Here is a 26,862-nt window from a genome sequence, read left to right as displayed (position 1 = left end):
ATGCCGCTTTCCGTGTCCCTGAGCATCGAGGGCGACACCACCGTCATCGAGCTGGCGGGCGAGCTGGACGCCGACACGGCGCCCGACTTCCACCAGACCATCGAGAAGGCCGCCGGGCACGGCACCCGCACGATCGAGATCAGGATGGCCGGGGTCGCCTACATGGCCAGCGCCGGGCTGCGGTCCCTGGTCTTCGCCCAGCAGAAGGTGGCCGACCACGTCACCATCAAGGTCGTCGGGGCGATCGAGCCGGTCTCCCGGACCATCCGCACGGCCGGCCTGGACCGCAGCATCGTCCTCGATGGGTGACGTACGCCGCCGCCGCGGGACCGGGACCACGGAGCCCGCCGCGGGCGAACTCCAGGTCCCGGCCTCGCTCGGTTCGCTCGCCGCCATCGCCTCCTTCGTACAGGCGGTGGCGGGGCGCGCCGGGCTGGACCGGCACGCCACGTACCGGCTGCGGCTGGCCGTGGACGAGCTGGCGACGAACATCGTGACGCACGGCTACCGGGGCGGCACCGGACGGATCACCGTCCGGGGCCGTGCCGGGGCCGGGCGGGCGAGGATCGTCGTCGAGGACAGCGCGCCCGCGTTCGACCCGGTGGCCGGGTGCCTGCGGCCGCCCGCCGACGTGCCGCCCGAACGGCGGCGCATCGGCGGCCTCGGGATCCACCTGGCCCTGACGAGCGTGGACGAGTTCAGCTACGTACGCCGCGACGGCCTGAACATCAGCACGCTGACCGTGAAGGCTGAGGGGACGGACCCATGCCCTCCACGACCGTGATGGTCCTCGGCGACCACCCGCCGCCCCCCGGGGCCCTGCTGGACGCCCTGCGTTCCATGGACGCGGAAGTGGTCGGCGCCACCCTCGCCGAACTGCTCTCCTGCCCCGTCGAGCTGCTGCCGGCGGCGGACGTGCTGCTCGCACCGGCCGAGGTGCCGGGCGCGTCGGTACGGGAGGCGGTACGCCGGCTGCGCCGCTGGGCCGGGGCACCCATCGTGGTGGTGTGGACCGTGGCCGACTTCGCCGCCCTGGAGGACCACGTCCGGCTCGGCCACGACTACCTCGTCCCGCCGTTCCTGCCCGCGCTGGTCTCGGCCCGGCTGCTCAGCTGCTCCGAGCGCGCGGAACTCGGCCGCACCCTGCGCGAGGCCGACGCGCGGGCCGCGCTCATGAGCTACGAGAAGGAGCTGGAGATCGGCCGGGAGATCCAGGCCGGGTTCCTGCCCGAGGCCCTGCCGGTGCCCGACGGCTGGGAGATCGACGTCCTGTTCCGGCCCGCCCGGCAGGTCGCCGGCGACTTCTACGACGTCTTCGAACTGGTCCACCGGCGCCGGCTGGCCCTGGTCGTCGCCGACGTCTGCGACAAGGGGGTGGGGTCGGCCCTGTTCATGGCGCTGATCCGGTCCCTGCTGCGGCACACGGCCGAACAGAGCGGCCTGCAGCACCTGGTGGCGGCCGGCCGGGCCGGCAGCAGCCGGCGCATCCCGGTCGTCGGCGCCACCCCGCTGCTCAACGCGGTCACCGCCACCAACGGCTACCTCACCCGCAACCACCTGCGGCAGGGCTACTTCGCCACCTTGTTCTTCGGGGTGCTCGACCCGGCCACCGGAAGCCTCGTCTACATCAACGGCGGCCACAACCCGCCGCTGCTGCTGGACGCCGACGGCGGACTGCCGGTGGCCCTGGACGTCACCGGGCCGGCCGTGGGGGTGCTGCCGGACTGCGTCTACACCCTCGGCTACGCCCAGCTGAACCCGGGCGACACCCTGTTCGTGTTCACCGACGGAGTGCCCGAGGCCCGCTGCCCCGACGGCAGCTTCCTCGGTGACGCCCGCATGCTCGACCTGCTCGCCCTGCCGCCGTCCGCACCCCCGCGGACCGGCAGGGACGTGCTCGACGTGGTGGACACGGCGGTGCGCCGGCACACCGGCAAGGCCGAACAGCACGACGACGTCACCATGCTGGCCCTGCACCGGCCACGTGCGGCGCGGGGGCCGCACGCCGGCCGGCGGGCGGTGGCCTGATGGCCCGGACCGTCGTGGTGCACTCGCACCGGGGCGGCACCGGCAAGTCGACGGTGCTGGCGAACCTGGCGCTGCTGCTCGCGGCCCAGGGGCGCCGGGTGGGCGTCGTCGACACCGACATCCAGTCGCCCACCCAGGACCTGCTGTTCCGGCTCCCGCCCGGGGACGGGTCGCTCACCGACTACCTGCTCGGCCGCTGCGAGATCGAGGCGGCCGCCCAGCGGGCCGCGCCGGGGCTGTACGTGGTCCCGGCCCGGACCGGCACCAAGGCGCTGCGGGAGATCATGGCGGTCGGGTACGACGTGGGGCTGCTGCCGGAGGGCTTCGACCGGCTGGCGCGGACCCACGCCCTGGACGACCTGCTGCTCGACACCCACGCGGGGCTCAACAACGAGACCGTGGCCGCCATGGCGAGCGCCGACACCCTGGTGATCATGGCCCGCGCCGACCGGATCGACCTGTCGGGTGTGGAGGAGAGCATCGCGCTGGCCGGGCGGCTGCCCTGCCGCCGGACCCTGGTGATGTGCATGGCACCGGTCGGGATCGACCGCGAACGGGCCCGCCGGATCGCCGACGAGGTCTACGGCACACCCCTGGCCGGAATCCTTCCCTACGCCCCTGAAATGGCCGCCCTGTACGGCGAACGCATATTCGCGGAAGCCCATCCCGAACACCCCCTGATCGATGAATTCCGCCACATCATCACGGCACTGGACGCACGTGACGAAGTATCGCGTGCCTGATGTCACCCCCCTTACACGCCCCGCGTCGGGCGTGTTGAATCGGCAGCGAATCCACGCAAGGAGAACGGTCATGAAGATTCTCGTCGTCATGACGGCGAAGGCCACCCTCCACCTCCTGGACGGCGAACTGCACCCCTCGGGTTTCTGGGCCGAGGAATTCGTCGTCCCCTACACCCTCTTCAAGGCCGCCGGCCACGCGGTGGACGTGGCGACGATCGGGGGCCAGGTCCCCACCGTCGACCGTACGAGCGTCGACCCCCAGTTCCTGCGGTACGTCCGCCCCGACGGCTCCGAGGACACCGACGCCGTCAGCGCGGCCGACTACGTCCGCGTCATCGAGGAGACGCCCCAGCTCCAGCGCCCCCTCGCCGTGGAGTCCCTGGGCGAGAAGGACGTCGCCGGCTACGACGGCATCTACATCAGCGGCGGTCACGGCGCGATCGGTGACCTGCCCAAGTCCGACGAGCTCGCCCAGGTCCTGCGCTGGGCCCTCGCCCAGGACAAGCCGCTGGCCACCGTCTGCCACGGCCACACCGCGCTGCTGGGCCTGCGCGACGGCGAGGGCAGATGGCCCTTCGAGGGCTACCGGATGACGGCGTTCTCGCACGCCGAGGAACTGGTCACCGACATGGCCGGCCGGCTCCCGTTCGTCCTGGAGGTCGAACTGACCCGCCTCGGCGCCCGCTACGAGAAGGCCGAGGCCATCTGGGACTCGCACGTGGTCGTGGACCGCAAGCTGACCACCGGCCAGAACCCCTATTCCTCCAAGGCCCTCGCCGAGACCTTCTTACGGCAGCTCGCGACGGGCTGAAACCCCCCGCACCCCCGACTCGGAAGGCAGCCATGACCAAGCTCGCGCTCCAGGGCTCGCCCCTGGCCAACCCCGGGAAGCTGTTCATCGACGGTGCGTGGGTCGACGCCCGCGACGGCCGGACCGACCCCGACATCAGCCCGGTGGACGGACAGGAGATCGTCCCCGTGGCCCAGGCCGCCGCGGCCGACGCCGACGCCGCGGTCGCCGCGGCCCGGCGGGCGTACGAGGAAGGCCCCTGGAGCAGACTGTCGGCGCAGGAGCGGGCCCTGCGGCTGAACCGGGTCGGGGAGCTGATCGAGCGCGACCTGGAGGAGATCGCCCTGCTGGAAACGGTGGACATGGGCAAGCCGTTCGCCTTCTCCAGCACGGTCGACGCTCCCATGGCCGCCCAGCTCATGCACTACTACGCCGGCGCGGTGACCCGGGTCGACGGCTCCTCGCGGGCGCCGGCCGGCGGACAGCTGGCGTACACGCTGCGCGAACCCCTGGGCGTGGTGTGCGCGATCACCCCGTTCAACTTCCCGCTGCTGCTGTCGATGACCAAGATCGCGCCGGCGCTGGCCGCGGGCAACACCGTCGTCCACAAGCCCTCCCCGGCCACCCCGCTCACCGCCCTGAAGATCGCCGAGCTGTTCCAGGAGGCGGAGATCCCGGACGGCGTGCTGAACGTGCTGACCGGGCCGGGCGTGGAACTGGGCGAGACCCTCACCGGCCACCCCGGCATCGACAAGATCGCCTTCACCGGCTCCACGGCCGTCGGCCAGTCCATCATCCGCCGGACCGCCGACACCCTGAAGAAGGTCACGATGGAACTCGGCGGCAAGTCCGCCAACATCGTCTTCGCCGACGCCGACCTCGACGCGGCCGAGGAACTGGCCTTCTTCGGCATCTACTACAACAAGGGCGAGATCTGCACGGCCGGCTCCCGGCTGCTGCTGCAGCGGCCGGTCCACGACGAGATGGTCGAACGCCTGGTGGCCCGGGCCGCCGCCCTCAGGCCCGGCGACCCGCGCGACCCGCAGACCCTGTTCGGGCCGCTCGCCCACCGCGGGCAGTTCGAGAAGGTCAGCTCCTACATCGAGATCGGCCAGAAGGAGGGCGCCACCCTCCGGGTCGGCGGCAGCGGCTGGACCCCGGAGGGGGCCTCCGCGGAGGGCCTGTACTTCCTGCCGACGATCTTCACCGGGGTCGACAACGGCATGCGGATCGCCCAGGAGGAGATCTTCGGGCCGGTCCTGTCGATCATCCCCTTCGACACCGAGGAGGACGCCGTACGCATCGCCAACGACAGCGCGTACGGCCTCGCCGCGGGCGTGCACACCAAGGACCTGCGCCGCGCCCACCGGGTCGCGTCGCAGATCAAGGCCGGCACGGTCTGGGTCAACTGCTACAACCAGTACGACCCGGCCGTGCCCTACGGCGGCTACAAGGCCTCCGGCTTCGGCCGCGAGTGCGGTCCCGAATCCCTGGAGAGCTACACCCAGACCAAGTCGGTCTGGATCGGCATGGACTAGGCGCGCCGCCCGCGCGCCGCACCGTCTTCCAAGGAGAGCCATGACGTGGGGCATCATCGGCACCGGACGCATCGGATCGACCCTGGCCAGGATCCTGGTGGCCGCGGGCCGTCCGGTGGTCCTGGCCAACGCGCGCGGCCCGCACACCCTCGGGCCCCTGGTGGCCGAGTTGGGGCCGGCAGCCCGGGCGGTGACGGTCGACGAGGCCGCGCACCGGGCGGACGCCCTGGTGCTGATGGTGCCCTTCGACAGCGCCGAGGGGCTGCTGCCGCGGGACGCCGTGCGCGACAAGGTCGTGGTGGACGCCATGAACGCCTTCGGCGCCGCCGGGGTGCCCCGTGACTTCGGCGGCCGGGCCTCCAGCGAGATCGTCGCCGGATGGTACCCGCAGGCCCGGCTGGTGAAATCCCTGAACACCATGCATTTCCACACGCTCGCCGTCGCCGGAACGGCACCCGGGGACCGGCTCGCCCATTACGTGGCCGGTGACGACACCAAGGCGAAGGAAATCGTCGTGGAAATCCTCACCGCCTTGGGATTCGCCGCGGTGGACACCGGATCCCTTCATTCCGGAGGAATTCTCCAGCAGCCCGGCGGGCCGCTCTTCAACCGTCCGCTCACGGAAGCGCAGGCACTGGCATGGATATCTCGCTGAACGTCAACGGTTCCGATCGGCAGTTCTCCGCCGAGCCGGGCGAACTCCTGGTCGAGCGGCTGCGCGACGGACTGGGACTGACCGGCACCAAGGTCGGCTGCGACACCGGCCAGTGCGGCACCTGCGTGGTCCGCCTCGACGGCCGGTCGGTCAAGAGCTGCCTGGTCCTGACCGCCTCGGCGGCCGGCTCCGAGGTCACCACCGTCGAGGGGCTCACCCCGCCCGGCGGCGAGCTGACCGGCCTGCAGGAGGCCCTGCGCCAGGAGCACGGCACCCAGTGCGGCTTCTGCACCCCCGGCATGGTGATGGCGCTCGGCGAACTCGTCGACAAGGCCGCCCAGGAGGGCACCGCCCCCACCGAGCCCGAGATCCGCGAGTGGCTCACGGGCAACCTGTGCCGCTGCACCGGCTACCACAGCGTCGTCCGCGGGGTGCAGCGCGCCTGCGCCGCGTCCGCCGCCGGCAGACAGGACGGGTGAGCGCCATGACCGCACCGACGGGGGAGCACCGCGTCCTCGGGCAGCCGCTGGACAGCCGTGAGGACCCGCAGCTGCTGCGCGGCGAGGCGACGTACGTGGCGGACATCGACCTGCCCGGCACCGCCCACATGGCCATCCTCGGCAGCACCCACGCCCACGCCCGCATCCTGGACATCGGGACCAAGGCCGCCGAGGCGATGCCCGGCGTCCTGAAGGTGGCCACCGCCCAGGACTTCGCCGACGTGATGCCGCTGCCGTGCATCTGGATCCCCGGCGGCGTCGAGAGCCACTTCCCGCCCCACCCCTACGGACTGCCCGGGGCCCGCCCCGTGCTCACCGGCGACACCGTCCGCCATGTCGGCGACCCCATCGCCGTGGTCGTCGCCGAGACCCCGCGCGAGGCGGCGGCCGCCCTCGCCGCCCTGCACGTGGAGTACGAGCCGCTGCCCGTGGTCACCCGCGCCGACGAGGCCCTCGCCCCCGGCGCGCCCCAGCTGCACGAGGCCGTGCCCGGCAACCTCAACGCGTACTGGACCTGCGGCGACAAGGACCGCACGGACGCGGCGATCGCCGCCGCCGAGGTCACCGTCGAGCTGGACCTCGTCAACCAGCGGACCGTCAACAGCCCCATCGAGCCGCGCGGCGCCGTCGGCCACTACGACCCGGCCACCGGCGACTACACCCTCTACGCCTCCACCCAGGGGCCCCACAACCACCGCTTCCTGCTCTCCGCGCTGGTCCTCGGCATCCCCTTCAACAAGCTCCGGGTGATCGCCCCGACCGTCGGCGGCAGCTTCGGGACCAAGGGCTACCTGTACCCCGACATGGCGCTGGTCCTGCTGCTGTCCAAGGAGCTGGGCCGGCCGGTGAAGTGGGTCGACACCCGCACCGGCCTGATGAACTCCACCGTCCAGGGCCGCGACCACCGCCAGCACGTCACCCTGGCCGGCACCCGCGACGGCCGGATCACCGCCGTCCGCTGCACCAGCTGGGCCAACCTCGGCGCCTACCCCTCCACCATCGGCCCCGGTGTCGCCACCGCCCTCATGGGCCGCTCCATCACCGGCATGTACCAGATCGACGCCGCCTTCTGCGAGGTCCACGCGGCCTTCACCAACACCGTCCCGCTCGGCGCCCAGCGCGGCAGCGGCCGGGCCGAGGCCGCGTTCCTCATGGAACGGCTGGTCGACCGGTACGCCGCCGAGATCGGGATGGACCCGGCCGAGGTCCGCCGGCGCAACCTGGTGCCCGCCGAGAAGTTCCCGTACGCCAACGGACTCGGCTGGACCTACGACTCCGGCAACTACCGGGAGAACTTCGACAAGGCCCTGGAGCTCGCCGGCTACGCCGACATGCCCGCCCGCAAGGCCGAGGCCCGCACCCGCGGCAAACGGCTCGGCGTGGGCCTGGCCACCTACGTCGCCGTCTGCGGGGTCGGGCCCTCCACCCGGATGTCGCAGGAGGGCATGCTCGGCGGCACCTGGGAGAGCGCCAACATCCGCGTCCACCCCACCGGCGAGGTCGCCGTCACCGTCGGCTCCGCCTCCACCGGTCAGAGCCACCACACCGTCTTCGCCCAGGTCGCCGCCGACGAGTTCGGCATCGACCCGGCCCAGGTCCGGGTGTACCAGGGCGACACCCTCAAGGCCCCGTACGGGCAGGGCACCTACGGCTCCCGCTCGTACAGCATGGCCGCCCCCGCCGTGGCGCTGACCGCCCGCAAGATCAAGGCCAAGATGGTACGGGCCGGCGCGGTGTTCCTCGGCGTCCCCGAGGACCGGGTCGTCTACGCCGACGGCCGGATCCACGAGGCGGGCAACCCCGCCAACGCCAAGACCTTCGCCGAACTGGCCATGGCGATGTGGTACGGCTGGGGCCTGCCCCCGCAGATCGAGCCGGCCCTGGACGAGACCACCCACTTCGACCCGCCGGACTTCAACTACCCCTTCGGTACACATGTCGCCGTGGTCGAGGTCGACGAACTCACCGGCGAGACCGAGGTGGTGGCGTACACGGCGGTGGACGACGCGGGGAACATCGGCAACCCCGCCATCGTGCGGGGCCAGATCGAGGGCAGCATCCTGCACGGCCTGGGCCAGGCCCTGATGGAGGCCGCCGTCTACGACGCCGAGGGACGCCTGCTGACCTCGGACCTCACCCGCTACGCCCTGCCGCGCGCCACCGACGCCCCCTTCTTCCTCCTCGACAAGACCGTCACGCCCAGCCCGCACAACCCGCTGGGTGCCAAGGGCGCCGGCGAGATCGCCACCGTGCCGCCCGCCGCCGCCGTGACCAACGCGGTCGTGGACGCCCTGTCCGACCTCGGCGTCCAGCACATCGACATGCCCCTGACCCCGGAGAAGGTCTGGCGCCGCCTGCGAGGAGAAGACGACCAGTGATCCTCACCGAACTCGACTACGTCCGGCCCGCCGGCCTCGACGAGGCCCTCGCCCTCCTCGCCGGCACCCGCGGCGCCCGGGTGCTGGCCGGCGGCCAGAGCCTGCTGCCGGACCTGCGCTCGGGGGCCGACACAGCCCGGCTGCTGATCGACGTACGCCGGCTGGCGGAGCTGCGCGGCATCACCCGCACCGGCACCGGCGAGCTGCGGATCGGCGCGGCCACCCCGCTCGCCGACCTCGCCGCCGACCCGGAGGTCCTGGCGCGCGCACCCGAACTCGCCGCCGCCGCCCGGGCCAACGGCGACCCGCAGGTGCGCAACCTGGGCACCGCGGGCGGCAACCTGCTCGCCGCCGGCCGGCCCACCGACCTGCCCGTCGCCGCGATCGCCGCCGGCGCCCGGGTGGAACTGGCCGGCCCCGGCGGACGGCGTACCGCCACCGCCGAGGAGCTGGCGGCGGCCGGAGCGCCGCCCGGCAGCATCCTCACCGCGCTGCTGGTGCCGGCCACCGGCCCGGCCGCGGCCTTCGAGAAGACCGCCGACCGCGCCACCCGGTACCCGGTCTGCGCCGCCGCCGTGCGGATCACCGCCGACGGCGTCCGCGTCGCCGTCACCGGCGCCACCGCCCGCGCCCTGCGCCTGCGGGACGTCGAGCGGCGGCTCGCCGCCGGCGGGGACCACAGCACCGAGGCCGTGCTCGCGGCCTTCCGCGCCGAGCCCCGGTCGCTGTTCGTCCCGGGCCCCGGCACCTCGGCCGAATACCTGGGGCATCTGGCGGGCGTGCTGACGGCCCGCGCGCTGGCCCGGGCGGCGGCCTCCGCCTGACACCTTCCACGGGAGTGAACGCAGTGGCATCCAGGACGACCGCTCCAGTCACGGCGCACCCGGCCGGCACCCGCGCGGGCGCGACCAGAGGCTCCGGCTTCCGGGTGGTCGCCGCCGTCCTGGTGCTGCTGATGCTCTCCTCCTCCGTACCGTCCGCCCTCTACGTGCTCTACCAGCAGCGCTGGGACCTGTCCTCCGGTCTGGTCACGGTGGTGTTCGCCGTCTACGCGGTGACCGTGCTGGCCGGGCTGCTGCTGTTCGGCTCGCTGTCCGACACCCTCGGCCGGCGGCCGGTGCTCGGCGCGTCCCTGGTCCTCGCGATCGTCTCCATGGCCCTGTTCGCCGGGGCCCAGGGACCGGCGCTGCTGCTGACCGCGCGCGTCGTGCAGGGACTCGCGGTGGGGCTGGCCACCGGCGCGATGGGCGCCGCCCTGCTGGAGCTCGCCCCACCGTCCCGGCCCGCGCTGGGCGCCCAGGTCAACAGCGCGGGCCCGACGGTGGGCATCGGGCTCGGCGGGCTCGGCGCCGGACTGCTGGTGCAGTACGCGCCCGCCCCGACCGCGCTGAGCTATCTGCTGCTGGTGGGGGCGTTCGCCCTCGCCCTGGTCGGGGTGGCGCGGATGCCCGAGAGCGCCCCCGGCGCCGGCGGCCGCCCGAAGGTGGTCCCGCACCGGATCCGGGTCCCCGCCCCGGTGCGCCGCCGGTTCGCCGTGCTGGTCCTGACCGTCGTCGCCGTCTGGTCGGTCGGAGGCTTCTACCTCTCGCTGGGCCCCCACCTGGCCCTCTCGCTGCTCGACAGCACCAACTACCTGGTGGGCGGCGCCACCGTCGCCCTGCTCGCCGGCGCCGCCACCACCGCCCAGCTGCTGCTGGGCCGCACCCCGGCGCTGCGGACGGCGCTGCTGGGGCTGGGCGGGCTGATCGCCGGGCTGGGCCTGGTGCTCGTCTCCCTCGGGATCGGCTCGGCCTGGGTGTTCCTCGCGGCCACCGCCGTGCTCGGGGCCGGCTGGGGCGCGGCGTTCCTCGGGGCCTTCCGGGCCCTGAGCGCGCTCGCCGAACCGGCGCACCGCGGTGAACTGACCGCCGCCGTCTACGTGTTCGCCTACCTCGCGATGAGTGTGCCCGCCGTGCTCGCCGGGGTGCTCACCAACGTCCACGGACTGCACCGGACCTCGGTCGGCTTCATGGCCGCCGTCGCCGCGGTGTGCGTCGTGGCCCTGCTGGTGACCCTCCGGCTGGCCCGGCGGACCCCGGCCGAAGGGAGCCCGGCATGACCGCGTCCGACACCACCGGGGCCGCGACCGGCGGCCCCGGGCTGCGCGAGGCCCTGCACGGGCTGGAGATCTTCGCCGGGCTCACCGAGGACCAGCTCGACTGGCTGGTCTCGGTCTCGCGGCCGCGGGTGCTGTCCGACGGCGACGTGCTGTTCCGGGACGGCGAGGAGGCGACCGGCTTCCACGTGCTCCTCGACGGCGGGCTCGTGGTCACCAAGGTGGTCGACGGCCGCGAGGAGGTGCTCACCCGGCACGCCACCGGCAGCGGCGCCGACGAGGACCACGACGGCAAGCCGTCGGCCGCCCACCGGTTCACCGGGGAACTGCCCCTGCTCACCGACGGCGCCTACGTCGCCACGGCCGCGGCCAGCGGACCGGCGACCACGGTGGTCACCTATCCCCGCCCGGTCTTCTTCGAGATGCTCACCCGCTGCCACGGGGTGGCGGCCGTGCTGCTGCCCGTACTGGCCTGGCGGATCAAGTCCTCCGAGGTGCAGGCCCGCAAGCGGGCCACCGTCGAGGCGCTCGGCACCCTGGCCGCGGGGCTCGCCCACGAGCTGAACAACCCGGCGGCGGCGGTCGCCCGGGCCGCCCAGGAGCTCGGGCCCGCCCTGGACGCCCTGACCCGCGGCGCGCAGTCCTGGGGCGCGGCCGCCGGTGCCGCGCAGCGCGCCGTACTGGACCGGATCGCCGAGGAGCTCCACAAGGTGCCGCCGCCGGCCACCACCGACCCGCTGGCCCAGGCCGACGCCGAGGAGGAGATCACCGACTGGGCCGAGGAGGCGGGCGCCGAGCGGCCCGGCCGGCTCGGCGCCGCCCTCGCCGACCTCGGGCTGGACCTGGGCTGGCTGCGGGAGCGGCTCGAAGGCGTCACCGAGCCGGTCCTGCCGGCCGCCCTGGACCATCTGGCCGCCCTGCTGGAGGCCCGGTCGCTGGCGGCCGAGCTCCGGGCGGCCGGCCCGCGGATCTCCCAACTCGTCGCCGCCACACGCGATTACGCCAATCTCGACCGGGCCCCCGAGCAGCGCTTCGCAGTCACCGACGGCCTGGAGAACACCCTGGTCGTGCTCCGCGCCAAGCTGACGGGAATCGGCGTCGTCCGCGACTACGCCCCTGACCTGCCCGAACTGACAGGCTACCCCAGCGAGTTGAACCAGGTGTGGACCAACCTGGTCGACAACGCCGCCGAGGCGATGGAAGGTTCGGGCACCCTCACCCTGCGCGTCCACGTCGAGGGCACCTGCATGGTCGTGGAGATCGCCGACACCGGCCGGGGCATCCCCGAGGACGTGCTGCCGCGCATCTTCGAGCCCTTCTACACGACCAAGGACGTCGGCAAGGGCACCGGCCTCGGACTGCACCTCAGCTACCGGATCGTGACCCAGCGGCACCGGGGCTCGATCACCGCCCGGTCCGCGCCCGGCGCCACCCGGATGACCGTCCGCCTGCCCCTGACCTCCCGCCCGTCCGCGACCACCAGCTGATCGTCCACCCATCGAGGAGAAGGAGCCGTCATGGCCACGTACGACATCGCGAAACTGCACCCCGTGTTCGTCCGCCAGATGGAGGCCCTCGCGGCCCTCGACATCGACGCGGTGATGAAGAACTACACCGACGACGCGGTACTGCTGCGGTACGAGGGCGTCTCCGTCGGGATCGACGCCGTCCGTGAGACGTTCACCGGATATCTCACCCTGAAGCCCGAGCTCGTCGAACTCCAGCAGTACGTCGAGACGGAGGACACGATCTTCTACCGGGCGATCATGAACCTGGGCGGCGAGCCGGAGCACGCATTCGGGACACTCGTCGTCCGCGATGGCCGGATCTGGCGGCAGACGGCCGGCTTCGGCAGCTGACGGCCGATATCCGGGTAGCGTTGGCGGGGAGGGTGGGGAAGCGCCCTCCCCGCTGGCGTCCGAGACGAAGGGGGAGGTCATGGAATCGGAGACCGGCCGGATCGAGGCCTTCAGTGATGGCGTATTCGCCATCGTCATCACGATTCTGGTGCTGGAGATCAAGGTGCCGCACGAGAAGGGCACCGAACTCTGGCACGGATTGTGGGAACAATGGCCGCACTACGCGGCGTACGTGGTGAGTTTCCTCATCATCGGTGTGATGTGGGTCAACCACCACACCATCTTCGTCCATCTGTCCCGGGTGGACCGGCCGCTGCTGTTCCTGAATCTGCTGGTCCTCATGGTGGTGTCGGTGATTCCGTGGACCACTTCCGTACTCGCGGAGAATCTCACGGACCCGGATTCGGCCAACATCGCGGCCATTCTCTACAGCTCCTGGACCGTGGTCTACGCGCTGGCCTTCCTCAGCCTGTGGTGGCACGTGACAAGGGTCGGGCACCTGTTCCACGACAAGGTCGACAAGGACGGCGCACGCGCCACACGGCTGCGATTCGGTCTCGGCGCCATCGCGTATCCCTGTACCGTCGTCCTGTCTCTTTTCTCCGCGCCCCTCACGCTCGTGGCGCACTTCCTGATCGCCATCTACTACGCGGCGAACCAGATCCCGATCCCTCTCGTGATAGAGGAAGAGCGGCTCGCATCCGAAAGCGACCTCAGGAAGTAGCCGCCAGGCCCTACGGCCGTTCCTGCCGGTCAAGTAGGGTGTCGGATCCAGCTGGTCGCGGGGGAGGCAGCAGATGGTTCGCGCAGCCATGCCGGAGGAATCCAGCAAGGAAATCTCCGCATCGATCGACGCACTGATTTCTCTGTTCTTCGAATCATTACCCCGGCGGGACCAGCGAAACTGGGCCCGCGTATATCTCAACGGCCTCGTGCACACCTCGGGGAAGAAGACGATCCGCAACATCGCCGGCACCGGCGCCAGTTCCGTCGAGCAGAGTCTGCAGCAGTTCATCAGCAAGTCCCCCTGGGACTGGACCCCGGTCCGCCGCTCCCTCGCCCAGCACATCGAACGCACCGCCCAGCGCCCGCTGGCCTGGGTGGTGCAGCCGATGGTCATCGAGAAGGCCGGCGACCGCTCGGTCGGCGTCGGCCGCCAGTTCGTCCCCCAGCTCGGCCGCACCGCCAACTGCCAGCAGGCCAGCGGCATCTGGCTCGCCTCCAGCGAGGCGAGCTTTCCCGTCGAGTGGACGCTCACCCTCCCCGCCCCCTGGACCGGGGAGCTCCTGCGCCGCCGCCGCGCCGGCATCCCCGACACCGCCCGCTCCCAGACGCCCGCCCAGGACGCGGTGCACGCCGTCCAGCGGATGGCCGCGACCTGGCAGCTGCAGCGCCGGCCCGTGGTGATGGAGGCGGGCAACGCCGACATCCCGCAGTGCGTGGAGTCCCTCGCCCTGCACGACGTCCCGTTCGTCCTGCGGGTCGACGGCTCGCTGCCGGTCTCCTTCGGCGGCGGCCGGCACAAGCCCGGCCCGCACACCGCCCCCGCCCGCGAACTGATCGACTCCCTGCGCTCCCAGCGCCGGGTGGTGGAGTGGACCCGGCACGGCCGCTCCGAGGGCGCCGTCACCCTGCTCACCGCCGCACCCGTGCTGACCACGGGCGGCGAGGACCGGCCCGCGTCGGCGCCGCCCGGCCCGCTGCTGCTGGTCGGCGCCTGGACCGAGACCGCCCTGATGCCGTCCGAGTTCTGGCTCACCAACATCACCGACCGGCCGCTCGCCCAGCTCTTCCTGCTCGCCAAGCTCACCGACCGGGTGGCCCTGGACTTCACCGAGGTCTGCGAACCCGCCGGCATCCGCGACTTCGAGGGCCGCTCCTTCCGCGGCTGGCACCACCACGTCACCCTCGCCAGCGTCGCCCACGCCGCGACCCTGCTGGGCTCGCGCGGCCGGGCCACCCCCGCCGCCGCGCCGTACACCGCCCCGCGTCCCGCCCCCGTCCTGCCGCCGCGGCCGCTCATCCCCGGCCAGAGCGCCCGCCGGGCGTACATCCGCTGATGTTCGACATCGCCGAGGAGCTACGCGCGTGGTGCGCCGACGGGCGCGCGTTCGCGCTGGCCACCGTGGCGGCCGTGAGCGGCAGCGCGCCCCGCCGGCCCGGCGCCTCGCTCGCCGTGGACGAGCACGGCACCGCCGTGGGCTCCGTCTCCGGCGGCTGCGTGGAGTCCGCCGTGCACGCGCTGTGCCTGGAGGCCCTGGCCTGCGGCGAGGGCGGTCTGCACCGCTTCGGCCACAGCGACGACGACGCCTTCGCCATCGGCCTGACCTGCGGGGGAGTGGTCGACGTCCTGGTCACCCCGGTCCGCCCCCACGACCCGGTCCGGCCCGTGCTCGCCGCGGCCTTGGCCCACGCCGCCGGCGGCCGCCGGGCGGCCCTGGCCCGGGTGGTGACCGGCCCGCCGCAGCAGCTCGGCCGGGCCCTCGCCGTCCGGCCCGACGGCTCGTACGACGGCGGGCTCGGCGGCGGCCCCGCCCTGGACCGGGCCGCCGCCGAACGGGTGCGGGCCCTGCTGCTGGCCGGGCGCACCGGCACCGCCGGGCTCGGCACGGCCGGCGGGCTGTGCGGGCAGCCGCTGACCCTGCTGGTGGAGTCGGCGGCCGAACCGCCCCGGCTGCTGGTCTACGGGGCCGTCGACTTCGCCGCCGCCCTCGCCCGGATCGGGGCCTTCCTCGGTCACCGGGTCACCGTGTGCGACGCCCGGCCCGCCTTCACCACCCGCGCCCGCTTCCCGGACGCGCACGAGGTCGTCGTCGACTGGCCGCACCGCCACCTGGCCGCCGAGCACGACGCCGGCCGGCTGGACGCCCGTACGGCCGTGTGCGTGCTGACCCACGACGCCAAGTTCGACGTCCCGCTGCTGGCCCTGGCCCTGCGGCTGCCCGTCGGCTACGTCGGCGCCATGGGATCGCGGCGCACGCACGCGCAGCGGCTCGACCGGCTGCGCGCCGAGGGGGTGCCCCCGGACCGGCTCGCCCGGCTGCGTTCGCCCATCGGGCTGGATCTCGGCGGGGCCACCCCGGAGGAGACGGCCCTGTCCATCGCCGCCGAACTCACCGCCGTCCGGCACGCCCGCCCCGCGACACCGCTGACCGGCGGCACCGCACCCCTGCACGGGCCCCCCGCCCCGGCACCCGGGACCTGGGTCCCGTAGGAAAAAACCAGGTGGTCCTTTATGTCTTGGAGGAAAGTCCTGGGATTGCCGAACCCCCGGACATGGGAGAATGAAGTACGTGCTTTTTCCTCGGCTGCCGGCCGGGGATGTTCACCATCGACTCGACTGGGATGTTCTGCACGTGCGTTTCCTCAATGACCAGAAGCCGCCGTACGACCTGACGTACGACGATGTGTTCATGGTGCCGAGCCGCTCCGCGGTGGGTTCCCGTCAGGGTGTCGACCTCTCCTCGCCCGACGGCACCGGCACCACCATCCCGCTGGTCGTCGCGAACATGACCGCGATCGCCGGACGCCGGATGGCCGAGACCGTGGCCCGCCGCGGCGGGCTCGTCGTCATCCCCCAGGACATTCCGATCGAGGTCGTCACCGACGTCATCTCCTGGGTCAAGACCCGCCACCACGTGCTCGACACCCCGATCACGCTGGCGCCGACCCAGACCGTCGCCGACGCGCTGGCCCTGCTGCCCAAGCGCGCCCACGGCGCCGGGGTCGTCGTCGACGCGGACAACCGCCCCGTCGGCGTCGTCACCGAGCACGACCTGTCCGGCGTGGACCGCTTCACCCAGCTCTCCGAGGTCATGTCGAAGGAGCTGCTGCTCATCGACGCCGACATCGACCCCCGTGAGGCCTTCAACAAGCTCGACGCCGGGCACCGCAAGGTGGCCCCCGCCGTCGACCGGGACGGCAAGCTCGTCGGCATCCTCACCCGCAAGGGCGCGCTGCGCGCGACCCTGTACACCCCGGCCGTCGACGCCCGGGGCGGGCTGCGGATCGCCGCCGCCGTCGGCATCAACGGCGACTACGTGGGCAAGGCCAAGCAGCTGCTCGACGCGGGCGTGGACACGCTCGTGATCGACACCGCGCACGGCCACCAGGAGTCGATGATCAGCGCGATCAAGGCCGTCCGGGCGCTCGACCCGCAGGTCCCGATCGTCGCGGGCAACATCGTCGCCGCCGAGGGCGTCAAGGACCTCGTCGACGCCGGCGCGGACATCATCAAGGTCGGTGTGGGCCCCGGCGCCATGTGCACCACCCGGATGATGACCGGCGTGGGCCGGCCGCAGTTCTCCGCGGTGCTGGAGTGCGCGGCCGAGGCCAAGAAGTACGGCAAGCACGTCTGGGCCGACGGAGGCGTCCGGCACCCGCGCGACGTGGCGATGGCGCTGGCCGCCGGCGCCTCGAACGTGATGATCGGCTCCTGGTTCGCGGGCACGTACGAGTCCCCGGGCGACCTCCAGCAGAGCGCCGACGGCCGGCTCTACAAGGAGTCCTTCGGCATGGCCTCCGCGCGCGCCGTGCGCAACCGCACCGCGGAGGAGTCGGCGTACGACCGGGCCCGCAAGGCGCTGTTCGAGGAGGGCATCTCCACCTCGCGCATGTTCCTCGACCCGGCCCGCCCGGGCGTGGAGGACCTGATCGACTCGATCATCGCGGGCGTCCGCTCCTCCTGCACCTACGCCGGCGCCGGCTCCCTGGAGGAGTTCGCCGAGCGCGCCGTCGTGGGCGTCCAGTCCGCGGCCGGCTACGCCGAGGGCAAGCCGCTGCACGCCAGCTGGAGCTGATCCGCCCCGCTCGACGCCCAGGCCCCGGCCGCGACCGTCCCCACGGTCCGGCCGGGGCCTTCGGCGTACCGCCCGCCACCCCGTATCACGGTCCGACCGGCGCCGTCGCGGGGTGCACGCCCGGCCGGTACTTGGGGACCCGCACGGTGACCTTCATGCCGGCCCCGACGCCCGTCTCGACCACCAGCCCGTACGCGTCGCCGTAGACCTGGCGCAGCCGCTCGTCCACGTTCGGCAGCCCGATCCCGGACGAGCCGCCCACCCGTTCGCCGGCCAGGATCCGGCGCAGCAGCGCCGGGTCCATCCCGACCCCGTTGTCCTCGATGGTCAGCAGCGCCTCGGAGCCCGCGTCCCGGGCCGCGATCGTGATCCGGCACTCCTTGGTGGAGTCCTCCAGCCCGTGCTTGACCGCGTTCTCCACCAGCGGCTGCAGGCACAGGAACGGAAGCGCCACGGGCAGCACCTCGGGAGCCACCTGCAAGGTGACCTTCAGCCGGTCCCCGAACCGGGCCCCGGCCAGCGCCAGGTACTGCTCGATCGACCGCAGTTCCTCGGCCAGCGTGGTGAAGTCCCCGTGCCGGCGGAAGGAGTAGCGGGTGAAGTCGGCGAACTCCAGCAGCAGGTCCCGGGCCCGCTCCGGATCCGTCCGGACGAACGAGGCGATGGCGGCGAGGGAGTTGAAGATGAAGTGCGGGGAGATCTGCGCCCGCAGCGCCTTGATCTCCGCCTCCATCAACCGGGTCCGCGACCGGTCCAGCTCGGCCAGCTCCAGCTGGACCGACACCCAGCGGGCCACCTCGGTCGCCGCCCGCACCAGCACCGCCGACTCCCGCGACCCGTACGCCACCAGCGCCCCGAGCATGCCGTCCTCGCCGGTCAGCGGAGCGAACACGGCCCACTTCAACGGGCAGTCCGGGCGCTGGCACTCCGTGCGCACGCTCATGCTGCGGCCCGAGCGCAGCACCTCGGCCACCCGCGCGACCGCCCGCCGCTCGTGGTGGTCGGCGCCGGGCCCGTCCCAGGCCAGCACCGCCTCCCGGTCGGTCAGGCACAGGGCCTCCGTGCCCAGCAGCGAACGCAGCCGCTTGGCCGCCTTGCGGGCGGCGTCCTCGGTCAGCCCGGCGCGCAGCGGGGGAGCGGCCAGCGAGGCGGTGTGCAGCGTGTGGAACGTCGCCCGCTCGACGGGGGTGCCCAGGTCCAGGTGCCGGCCGGCCCGCGCGCCGCGCGGCAGCGGCCGGCGGCCCAGCGCGTACCCGGCCGCCAGCGCCAGCACCGCGACGGCCGCCACCAGCAGCGCCGTCCCCGCGCCGGTCACCGGTGCCCCCCGGCCGGGGGGTGGGCCGCGACGTCCTCGGGCAGGTGCAGCCGGGTCAAGGTGGCCGCCGTACCGGGCGGGATCCGCGACCGGGTGGCCAGGGACACCCCCGCCATCGTCAGGAAGCCCAGGGGCACCGACCAGACGGCCGGCCAGGCCAGCAGGGTGTGGACCCAGCCGGCCGGAGCCAGCCCGGCCCGCGTCGCCAGGACCGCGCTCAGCGCCGCCCCGCCCCCGGTCAGCAGCCCCGCGACCGCGCCGGGCGGGGTCAGCCCGCGCCACCAGATGCCCAGCACGAGCAGCGGGCAGAACGACGAGGCCGACACCGCGAAGGCCAGCCCCACCGCGTCCGCGACCGGCACGTCGGTGGCCGCCACGCTCCCCGCCAGCGGCACCGCCATGGCCGCCGGCGCCGCGTACCGGAAGGCGCTCACCGTGCGGGCCCGGCCCGGCAGCACGTCCTGGTGCAGCACCCCGGCCACCGCCACCGTCAGCCCCGAGGCCGTCGACAGGAACGCGGCGAACGCCCCGCCCGCGAGCAGCGCCCCCAGCAGATCGCCCAGGGTCCCGCCCACCATCCGCTCGGGCAGCACCAGCACGGCCGCGTCCGCGTCCCCGGTCAGCGCCAGTTCCGGCGCGTAGAGCCGGCCCAGCGCCCCGTACACCGCGGGCAGCAGGTAGAACGCGCCGACGAGTCCCAGCACCACCAGCGTGGTGCGCCGGGCCGCCCGCCCGTCGGGGCTCGTGTAGAAGCGCACGGCCACGTGCGGCAGGCCCATGGTGCCCAGGAACGTGGCCAGGATCAGGCCGTACGTCGCGTAGAGCCGGTGGCCGTCCTGGGGCCCGGACAGCGGCTGCGACCAGCTGGAGACCCCCATGCCGGCCGCGGGGCGGGTGCGCGGCACCGCACTGCCGGGCAGGAACTCCAGGCGGGTCGCCGCCCGCACCTCGTGCCGGCCGGCGGACAGCGTCACCACCTGCCCGTCGTGCGCCCGGCCGTCGACCGTGCCGGTCACCGTCAGCGTGAGCGGCGCCGCGACGGACAGCCTGACGTCCTCGGCGAGCGTCACCACCGTGTGCTCGCGGAAGGTCGCCGGGGCGTCCAGGGTGGCGCGCGGCGCGCCGTCCCCGGCCCAGGCCGCCAGCAGGAAGAAGGCCGGCACCAGCAGCGCCGTCAGCTTCAGCCAGTACTGGAAGGCCTGCACGAACGTGATGCTGCGCATCCCGCCGGCCGCCACGGCGGCCGTCACCACGCAGGCCACCACCAGCCCGCCCACCCAGTGCGGAGCCCCGGTGAGGATCTCCAGCGTCAGCCCCGCGCCCTGCAGTTGGGGCAGCAGGTACAGCCAGCCCACCCCGACCACGAACAGCACCGAGATCCGGCGCACCGCCCGCGACTGGAGCCGGGCCTCGGCGAAGTCGGGCAGCGTGTACGCGCCGGAGCGCCGCAGCGGGGCCGCCACCAGCACCAGCAGCACCAGGTACCCGGCGGTGTACCCGACCGGGTACCAGAGCATCGCCGGCCCCTGCAGCAGCACCAGCCCCGCGATGCCCAGGAAGGACGCGGCGGAGAGGTACTCGCCGCTGATGGCCGCCGCGTTCAGCCGGGGGCCGACCGTGCGCGAGGCGACGTAGAAGTCGGAGGTCGTCCGGGACATCCGCAGGCCCAGCGCGCCCACCAGCACGGTGGCCAGGACGACGGCGGTGACCGCGGTCAGCGCGTACGTCTGGTTCACCGGGCGAGTCCTTCGGCAGGCGGCGGGGTGACGGGAGTGTACGCAGACGGGGGCGCGGTGCGACAGGCACGTTCGCGGCGGAGCGGGCCGGGCCCGCCCAGGTCACCGGCTCAGCCCGTGGCCCGGCGCATCAGCAGGTCGCGCAGGGCGCGCGCGTGGCGGCGGCTGACCTGGAGTTCGGCCGGGCCGACGCGGACGCTGGTGGTACCCGCCTCCAGCCGGAGCTCGTCGATCCGGCTCAGCGCCACCAGGTGGCGGCGGTGGATCCGGACGAACCCGCGCGCGGCCCAGCGCTCCTCCAGCGTGGACAGCGGGATGCGCACGAGGTGGCTGCCCTCGTCGGTGTGCAGCCGGGCGTAGTCGCCCTGCGCCTCGACGTACGCGATGTCGGCGATGGCCACGAACCGGGTGACCCCGCCCAGCTCGACCGCGATCTGGTCGGCCGCCCGGTCCGCGCCGACCGGCTCCGGCCGGGCCCGGCGCCGCGCCGGCGGCACGGGCGACGGGGGCGCCGCCTCCTCCTCGGCCGGGGCGGCCCGGCCCAGCTGCGCACAGGCCCGCCGCACCGCCTCGGCCAGCCGCTCCGGGCGGACCGGCTTGAGGACGTAGTCCACCGCCTTGAGGTCGAAGGCCTGGACGGCGAACCCCTCGTGGGCGGTGACGAACACGATCAGCGGCGGCCGGGCGAACCCGGCGAGCAGCCGGGCGATGTCGAGCCCGGTCAGCCCCGCCATGTGGATGTCCAGGAAGACCACGTCGATGCCGTCCGGGCCGTCGGGACCGGACTCCAGCGCACGGCTCACCCGGCGCAGCGCCTGCGTGGCGTCCGAGGCGCCCTCGGCGCTCGCCACGCGGGGATCCGAGCGCAGCAGGTAGAGCAACTCCTCCAGGAGGGGCTTCTCGTCGTCCACGGCCAGCACGCGCAGCATGGGCCCAAGCTACACGCGGCGTACGGCGAGCGCGGCCCCCCGGGGGACGGGAGGGGGCCGCGCGGTCCTAGGGCCGTCACTGGGTGGTGATCAGCTTCCCGTCGGGGGCGACGGCGTACCAAGTGCCGCCGACACCCTGGCCGTTGATGTCGCCGGGCTTCTTGTCGCCGGTGAAGGTGTAGACCGGCCAGCAGTCGATGGTCTGCTGCTTCTTGCCGTCGGGGCGGTCCAGGACGAGGTAGTTCCGCTCCGTGACGCCCTTGGTGTCCGCCTTGTCCACCGGTGCGACGACCGGCCACTTGGCCAGGCAGTCGCCGGTGCACTTGGAGACCATCGGCCAGGCGGTGTCGGGCTTGAACCGGTAGACCGTCATGCCGTTCCTGTCCACCACGTGGTCGCCGAGCTTGGGGTCCTTGGCCACGGAGAGGCCGGGCAGGGCGGCCGGGGCAGCGCCGCCGGCGCCGCCGCCGTTGCCGTACCCGTCTCCGTAGGAGCCGGCGCCGTTGCCGCCGCCCCCGTTCCCGGCGCCGTCGCCCGCCGCCTTCGCGGCCTTCTTGCCGTCCGGGGCGAGCGCGAACCAGGTGCCGCCGACGCCCTGCCCCTTGGTCTCGCCGGGGGCGGTGTCCTTGGCGAAGCGGTACGCGGGCCAGCCAGCCACCGTCAGCTGCTTGGAGCCGTCGGGGCGGACCACCTCGCCCAGCAGCGACGGGTCCGTGCCGGCCGCGGCCTTGGCGTCGGCGGCCGGCACCGGCGGCCAGGCCTTGGCGCAGTCCCCGTCGCAGGTGGACGTGGGCGGCTTCGCGGTGTCCTTGTCGAACCGGTAGAGGGTGAAGCCGGCCCCGTCGACCAGTACGGGTCCCAGGGCGGCGTCCTGCCGGACCGCGAGCTGGCCGCCCGGCCCGACCGCGGCGCCGGCCGGCGCCTGGGCGGGCGCGGCGGCGCCGGCTCCGGCGCCCTTCGCCGCGTCCCCGGCCTTGTCCTCGGTCCCGCCGCACGCGGTCGCCGTCAGAGCGACGGCGACGGCGACGGCGACGGCCGCGAGGGACGTTCCGCGCACTGCACCCATGGTGATATCTCCCAGCGTGTGAGCCGTGTCGCCCGCCGCGGTGGGCGGGCACTGTGCCGGAGACACGCGGCCCTGCGGGAGATCCGTTCAACCGATCCGCTGTGGGGTGGTTCACTCACCCCCCGGTGAACCCGGCCCGCCGCAGGGCCGTGGCCACAGACAGGCCGAGGAGCGCGTGCCCGGCGTCGTTGGGGTGCAGGCCGTCCTCCAGGTGCTCGGGGCCGAGCAGGTCGCGGCCCGGCAGCAGGGCCAGCCGGTCGTCCCCGGCGGCGATCCGGTCGCCGACGGCCCGTTCCATCGCGTCGCGCAGCGCGCCGAGGGTGGCACCGAGCCGGTTCGGGGTGCGTTCGGCGTCGGGTCGCAGGACGGGGGAGACCAGCAGCAGCGGGGTGCGCGGGTGGCCCTGGCGGACCAGTTCCAGGAAGGCGCGCGTGGTCTCGTACAGCAGGGGCGCCGAGTGCGGCACCCGGGTCCAGCAGTTGGTGCCGAAGGCGAGGGTGAGCACGTCGGCGGGCAGGCTCGCGAGCTGCTCGGCCACGGCCAGCTCGCCGCGGGCCGCGCCCGCGTAGCCGAGGTTGACGGTGTCCCAGCCCAGCGTGCGGCCGGCGACGGCGGTCCAGCCGTGCGCGGGCCGGGTCGACCACCAGCCCTCGGTGATGGAGTCGCCGTGCACCACCCAGCGCGGCGCCGGCGGCGCCGGGACGAGCGGGCCGCCGATCCCGCGCAGGCCCAGGACCAGCGGGGACTGGGCCTCGGGCGGGTGCACCGTGTACGGGCCGAGGCCGGGCGGGAGCGGGATCCGTACGACCGCCTCGGTGGCGGGTTCGGTGAACACCTCGGTCAGCAGCCCGGCGCGGTTCCACAACGCGAAGCCGTGGGCGAGGTCGCGCAGGGCGTCGGTCGGTCCGGGCACGGTCGCCCGGTAGCCGATCTCCACCGCGGTGACCTGCGGATCCGCGGCGAACTCCAGCCGGACCCCGATGGGCAGCGTGGCCCGCTCCCCGGTGTCCCAGGGCAGCCGCAGCGTGTCCGCCGGGTCGGCACGGACCACCCGGCCCCGGTCCAGCCAGGCGACGCCGCGCAGGAAGGGGCCGGGGTCCAGCCAGGCGCCGTCGGCGGCGGGGCCGGGGCCGGGGTCGGGCCGGGTGCCGTCGGGGTCGGGGTCGGGGTCGGGTCGTGCGCCGTCGGGGTCGGGGTCGGGCCGGGCGCCGTAGGCCGCGGGGCCGCCGGGCGGCGGCTGCGGGTCCGGGGTGTCCCAGGTCCGGTGGTCAGGGCTCACGCGTCGCCTCCGCTCCTCGGGTCCGCACCGCTGCCGGCGGGCCCGCGTCAGTGCCGGGACCGGCGCGTTCACCGATACCCCGGGCGAAGGCCCGTGCCACGCCCGGCGCCGGAGGAACGCTGCGGGAAATCTGACGAAGTGTCAAGAATGGTGGCCCAGGGTGACCGCGCATTGATCGATCATCCCTGCGCAACAAAGGCCCATCCCGGACAGATCCGCGCAACGATCGTTCGCGAATATGCAAGGATGGTGCATTACGGGCGGGAACCCCCAGCCCCTAGGCTCACTCGCTGTACGTGGAGTGGCGCGACCGCCTGCTCGGCGGTCCCCCTGCACAGGCCTGCCCAGGCCCGCTCCTGCCAGGACCGCTGCGGTCGAAGCCGTCCACCCCCCGGACGTCCACCCACCCCAGGACGTCCACGATCCGCAGTGTCAAAGGAGTCCCCCTCGTGCTGGACCACGGCCAGGCGCCGCCGCTCACGCAGCGGCCCGCCAACCCGCTGCTTCGCCGCAAGCCCGTCGACCGACTCGTGAGCGAGGCCGGCCAGGGCGAGGGCGGTGCGCTCAAGCGCTCGCTCACCATGTGGCAGCTGACCATGATCAGCATCGGCGCGACCCTCGGCACCGGCATCTTCGTCGTCCTCGGCGAGGCGGCCCCCCAGGCGGGCCCGGCCGTGACGATCTCCTTCGTCATCGCCGGCCTCACGGCCCTCTTCTCGGCCCTGTCCTACGCCGAGCTGGCGGGCTCCGTGCCGGTCTCCGGCTCCTCGTACTCGTACGCCTACGCCACCATGGGCGAGCTCATCGCCTGGATCTGCGGCTGGTGCCTGGTCCTGGAGTACGCCGTCTCCGTCGCGGCCGTGGCCGTCGGCTGGGGGCAGTACCTCAACGAACTCCTCGAAGGGACCGTCGGGTTCACCATCCCCGAGACCCTCTCGGCGCCGCTCGGCGAGGGCGGCTGGATCAACCTGCCGTCGCTGGTCGTCGTCCTGCTCTCCATGGTCTTCCTGATGCGCGGCGCCAAGGAGAGCGCCACGATCAACTCGATCATGGTCGCGGTGAAGATCGTCACGCTGCTGCTCTTCATCGGCATCGGCGTCATGGGCATCAAGGCCGGCAACTACACCCCGCTCGCCCCGCTCGGCGTCACCGGCATCAGCGCCGCCGCCTCCAGCCTGTTCTTCTCGTACATCGGTTTCGACGCCGCCTCCACCGCCGGTGAGGAGGCCAGGGACCCGAAGAAGGACCTGCCGCGCGCGATCATGCTCTCGCTCGCCATCGTGACCGTCCTGTACGTGCTGGTCGCCTTCGTCGCCGTCGGCGCCATGCCGTGGCAGGACTTCGAGGGCACCGAGGCCGCGCTGGCGCAGGTCATGACCAACGTGACCGGTCACAGCTTCTGGGGCGTCGTGCTCGCGGCCGGCGCCGTGGTCGCCATCGCGTCCGTCGTCTTCGCCGTCCTCTACGGCCAGACCCGCATCCTCTTCGCGATGTCCCGCGACGGCCTCGTGCCCAAGGCCTTCGCCAAGGTCGACGAGAAGACCGGCACCCCGCGCGTCAACGTCCTGATCGTCTCCCTCTTCTGCGGCGCGCTCGCGGCCTTCATCCCGCTCGGCGAGCTGGCCAACGCCACCAGCATCGGCACGCTGTTCGCCTTCGCGCTGGTCAACATCGCGGTCGTGATCCTGCGCTACACCAAGCGGGACCTGCCGCGCACCTTCAAGGTGGCGCTGTTCCCGGTGACGCCGATCCTCGGCTTCCTCGCCTGCGGCTGGCTGATGGTGAGCCTGCCCGGCGCGACCTGGCTCGCGTTCGGTGTCTGGATGGTCGTCGGCCTCGTGATCTACTTCTGCTACGGAATGCGCCGCTCCAGCCTTGCGCCGGAGGCGGCCGAGGTACCGACAGAGAAGTGATCCTGCCCCCGTGCGACTGAACGATCTCGACGAACGCATCGTGCACGCCCTCGCCGAGGACGCCCGCCGCTCCTACGCGGACATCGGCTCCGAGGTCGGCCTGTCGGCCCCGGCGGTCAAGCGCCGGGTCGACCGGCTCCGCGCCGAAGGCGCCATCACCGGCTTCACGGTCCGGGTCGACCCGGCCGCCATGGGCTGGGAGACCGAGGGCTTCATCGAGATCTTCTGCCGCCACAACACCTCGCCGGACGACATCCGGCGAGGTCTGGAGCGGTACCCGGAGGTGGTGTCCGCGTCGACCGTCACGGGCGACGCGGACGCCCTCGTCCAGGTCTTCGCCTCCGACATGCGGCACTTCGAGCGGGTGCTGGAGCGGATCGCGGGCGAGCCGTTCGTGGAACGCACCAAGTCCGTCCTGGTCCTCTCCCCCCTCCTCCGCCGCTTCACCTCAGGCGCCCCGGCCTGACGAACCCCTCCCGCCACCTTCCCGGGGCCTGCCCCGGCCCCCGGGCCCCAGCTCGGCGGCGACGGCGCGGGGCCTTGCCCCGGCCCGCGGCTCGGCCCGGAGGGGCCCTGCCCCGGACCCCGGCTCGGCGGCGACGGGTGCGGGGCCTTGCCCCGGGCCCCGGCTGGGCCCAGGCGGGGCCGTACCCCCCGGCGCTCGGGGTCAGCGGGGCGTACCGCCCGCCCGGCGCTCGGGCTGGCGGGGCCGGCCCGCCCGCTCCGCGCTTGTGCGCCGACGGCGCCGGGCCGCCTGGCCCCGCTTCAGCGCCGACGGCGCCGGCCGCTCGTCCCACGCTTCAGCGCCGACGGCGCTTCCGCCCCCGTGCCCCTGAGCCGGGGGCGCGGGTTCTTCCGGCCCGCACCTCGCGGTCGGCTGGGCCGGAACCGTCCAGCGCCGTCGGCGCTTGAGGTGCGGGGTCCGGGGGGCGGGGCCCCGGTCCGGGAAGGGGCGGGGTGGGGAGAGCCTCCGCGCAGCGGGCCGCGCGCGGGCGGGCCTGCGGCCCCTGGGCCCGGACCGCCCGCCGTGCGCTTGAGCGCCGACGGCGCCGGGCCCTCCGCCCGCGAGCCCCTGGGCCGGGGCGCGGGTTCTTCCGCCCCGCACCTCGCGGTCGGCGGGGCTGGAACCGTCCAGCGCCGTCGGCGCTTGAGGTGCGGGGTCCGGGGGGCGGGGCCCCGGTCCGGGAAGGGGCGGGGCGGGGAGAAGCTCCGCGCAGCGGGCCACGCGCGGGCGGGCCT

General features: G+C 73.8%; 24 protein-coding genes. 19 read left to right on the top strand and 5 right to left on the bottom strand.

The window, feature by feature from the left end; translation table 11 throughout:
* From LG632_RS11825 to LG632_RS11745, 17 genes are all read left to right on the top strand, one after another.
* The gene (locus tag LG632_RS11825) at positions 1–309 is read left to right on the top strand and encodes an STAS domain-containing protein (RefSeq protein ID WP_226726947.1); all 309 of its coding nucleotides are present in this window, start codon (positions 1–3) and stop codon (positions 307–309) included.
* Positions 302–784, top strand: coding sequence for an ATP-binding protein (locus LG632_RS11820; protein WP_226726946.1), 483 nt, complete (start codon positions 302–304; stop codon positions 782–784). Before LG632_RS11825 ends, LG632_RS11820 begins: the two co-directional genes overlap by 8 nt.
* Positions 766–2,028, top strand: coding sequence for a PP2C family protein-serine/threonine phosphatase (locus LG632_RS11815; protein ID WP_226726945.1), 1,263 nt, complete (start codon positions 766–768; stop codon positions 2,026–2,028). The genes LG632_RS11820 and LG632_RS11815 overlap by 19 nt, the downstream gene beginning before the upstream one ends.
* Positions 2,028–2,771: a MinD/ParA family ATP-binding protein gene (locus LG632_RS11810; protein ID WP_226726944.1), complete on the top strand. Its 744-nt coding sequence runs from the start codon at positions 2,028–2,030 to the stop codon at positions 2,769–2,771. The genes LG632_RS11815 and LG632_RS11810 overlap by 1 nt, the downstream gene beginning before the upstream one ends.
* 70 nt (positions 2,772–2,841) lie before the next feature.
* The gene (locus tag LG632_RS11805; protein WP_226726942.1) at positions 2,842–3,582 is read left to right on the top strand and encodes a type 1 glutamine amidotransferase domain-containing protein; all 741 of its coding nucleotides are present in this window, start codon (positions 2,842–2,844) and stop codon (positions 3,580–3,582) included.
* Positions 3,583–3,614: 32 nt separating this feature from the next.
* Positions 3,615–5,099 carry an aldehyde dehydrogenase family protein gene (locus LG632_RS11800; protein ID WP_226726940.1) on the top strand — a complete coding sequence of 495 codons (1,485 nt, stop codon included), beginning with the start codon at positions 3,615–3,617 and terminating at the stop codon, positions 5,097–5,099.
* 40 nt (positions 5,100–5,139) lie between these two features.
* Positions 5,140–5,754 carry an NADPH-dependent F420 reductase gene (locus tag LG632_RS11795; protein ID WP_226726939.1) on the top strand — a complete coding sequence of 205 codons (615 nt, stop codon included), beginning with the start codon at positions 5,140–5,142 and terminating at the stop codon, positions 5,752–5,754.
* Positions 5,739–6,233, top strand: coding sequence for a (2Fe-2S)-binding protein (locus LG632_RS11790; RefSeq protein WP_226726938.1), 495 nt, complete (start codon positions 5,739–5,741; stop codon positions 6,231–6,233). The genes LG632_RS11795 and LG632_RS11790 overlap by 16 nt, the downstream gene beginning before the upstream one ends.
* Before the next feature lie 5 nt (positions 6,234–6,238).
* On the top strand, positions 6,239–8,632 hold the full coding sequence (locus tag LG632_RS11785) for a xanthine dehydrogenase family protein molybdopterin-binding subunit (protein WP_226726937.1): 2,394 nt from the start codon (positions 6,239–6,241) through the stop codon (positions 8,630–8,632).
* Entirely contained in the window at positions 8,629–9,456 is an 828-nt protein-coding gene (locus tag LG632_RS11780) for an FAD binding domain-containing protein (protein WP_226726936.1), read from the top strand. Before LG632_RS11785 ends, LG632_RS11780 begins: the two co-directional genes overlap by 4 nt.
* Positions 9,457–9,479: 23 nt before the next feature.
* Positions 9,480–10,730, top strand: a complete 1,251-nt coding sequence (locus LG632_RS11775) for an MFS transporter (protein ID WP_226726935.1) — start codon at positions 9,480–9,482, stop codon at positions 10,728–10,730.
* Positions 10,727–12,214, top strand: a complete 1,488-nt coding sequence (locus LG632_RS11770; RefSeq protein WP_226726933.1) for an ATP-binding protein — start codon at positions 10,727–10,729, stop codon at positions 12,212–12,214. The genes LG632_RS11775 and LG632_RS11770 overlap by 4 nt, the downstream gene beginning before the upstream one ends.
* Positions 12,215–12,244: 30 nt before the next feature.
* Positions 12,245–12,586: a nuclear transport factor 2 family protein gene (locus LG632_RS11765; protein WP_226726931.1), complete on the top strand. Its 342-nt coding sequence runs from the start codon at positions 12,245–12,247 to the stop codon at positions 12,584–12,586.
* Between the two features lie 79 nt (positions 12,587–12,665).
* Entirely contained in the window at positions 12,666–13,310 is a 645-nt protein-coding gene (locus LG632_RS11760) for a TMEM175 family protein (RefSeq protein WP_226726930.1), read from the top strand.
* Positions 13,311–13,383: 73 nt separating this feature from the next.
* Positions 13,384–14,646, top strand: coding sequence for an IS701 family transposase (locus tag LG632_RS11755; protein ID WP_308108266.1), 1,263 nt, complete (start codon positions 13,384–13,386; stop codon positions 14,644–14,646).
* Entirely contained in the window at positions 14,646–15,800 is a 1,155-nt protein-coding gene (locus LG632_RS11750) for an XdhC family protein (protein ID WP_226726927.1), read from the top strand. Before LG632_RS11755 ends, LG632_RS11750 begins: the two co-directional genes overlap by 1 nt.
* A gap of 136 nt (positions 15,801–15,936) precedes the next feature.
* Positions 15,937–17,385 carry a GuaB1 family IMP dehydrogenase-related protein gene (locus tag LG632_RS11745; protein ID WP_264201696.1) on the top strand — a complete coding sequence of 483 codons (1,449 nt, stop codon included), beginning with the start codon at positions 15,937–15,939 and terminating at the stop codon, positions 17,383–17,385.
* Positions 17,386–17,470: 85 nt separating this feature from the next.
* On the opposite strand, the gene LG632_RS11740 is transcribed toward LG632_RS11745, so the two are convergent.
* The 5 genes from LG632_RS11740 to LG632_RS11720 all read right to left on the bottom strand — a co-directional run bounded on the left by LG632_RS11740 (position 17,471) and on the right by LG632_RS11720 (position 23,533).
* Positions 17,471–18,700: a sensor histidine kinase gene (locus tag LG632_RS11740; protein ID WP_226726924.1), complete on the bottom strand. Its 1,230-nt coding sequence runs from the start codon at positions 18,698–18,700 to the stop codon at positions 17,471–17,473.
* The gene (locus LG632_RS11735; RefSeq protein WP_226726923.1) at positions 18,697–20,436 is read right to left on the bottom strand and encodes a sodium/solute symporter; all 1,740 of its coding nucleotides are present in this window, start codon (positions 20,434–20,436) and stop codon (positions 18,697–18,699) included. The genes LG632_RS11740 and LG632_RS11735 overlap by 4 nt, the downstream gene beginning before the upstream one ends.
* 110 nt (positions 20,437–20,546) lie before the next feature.
* A complete protein-coding gene (locus tag LG632_RS11730; protein WP_226726922.1) occupies positions 20,547–21,365 on the bottom strand; it encodes a LytR/AlgR family response regulator transcription factor in 819 nt (272 codons plus the stop codon).
* A 76-nt stretch (positions 21,366–21,441) separates the two neighbouring features.
* Entirely contained in the window at positions 21,442–22,431 is a 990-nt protein-coding gene (locus tag LG632_RS11725) for an SCO0930 family lipoprotein (RefSeq protein WP_226726921.1), read from the bottom strand.
* Between the two features lie 115 nt (positions 22,432–22,546).
* Positions 22,547–23,533, bottom strand: coding sequence for a GDSL-type esterase/lipase family protein (locus LG632_RS11720; RefSeq protein WP_374203460.1), 987 nt, complete (start codon positions 23,531–23,533; stop codon positions 22,547–22,549).
* A 626-nt stretch (positions 23,534–24,159) separates the two neighbouring features.
* Here LG632_RS11720 and LG632_RS11715 point away from each other — a divergent pair.
* Both LG632_RS11715 and LG632_RS11710 read left to right on the top strand, forming a co-directional pair.
* A complete protein-coding gene (locus tag LG632_RS11715; protein WP_226726918.1) occupies positions 24,160–25,623 on the top strand; it encodes an amino acid permease in 1,464 nt (487 codons plus the stop codon).
* A 10-nt stretch (positions 25,624–25,633) separates the two neighbouring features.
* Positions 25,634–26,089, top strand: a complete 456-nt coding sequence (locus LG632_RS11710; RefSeq protein ID WP_226726916.1) for an Lrp/AsnC family transcriptional regulator — start codon at positions 25,634–25,636, stop codon at positions 26,087–26,089.
* The last annotated feature ends 773 nt before the right edge of the window (positions 26,090–26,862 follow it).

This window comes from Streptomyces antimicrobicus (assembly GCF_020532625.1).
Classification (GTDB): Bacteria; Actinomycetota; Actinomycetes; order Streptomycetales; family Streptomycetaceae; genus Streptomyces; species Streptomyces antimicrobicus.
The sequence above is the reverse complement of the archived record's forward strand: the minus strand, read 5'-3'. Positions and strand labels throughout refer to the sequence as shown.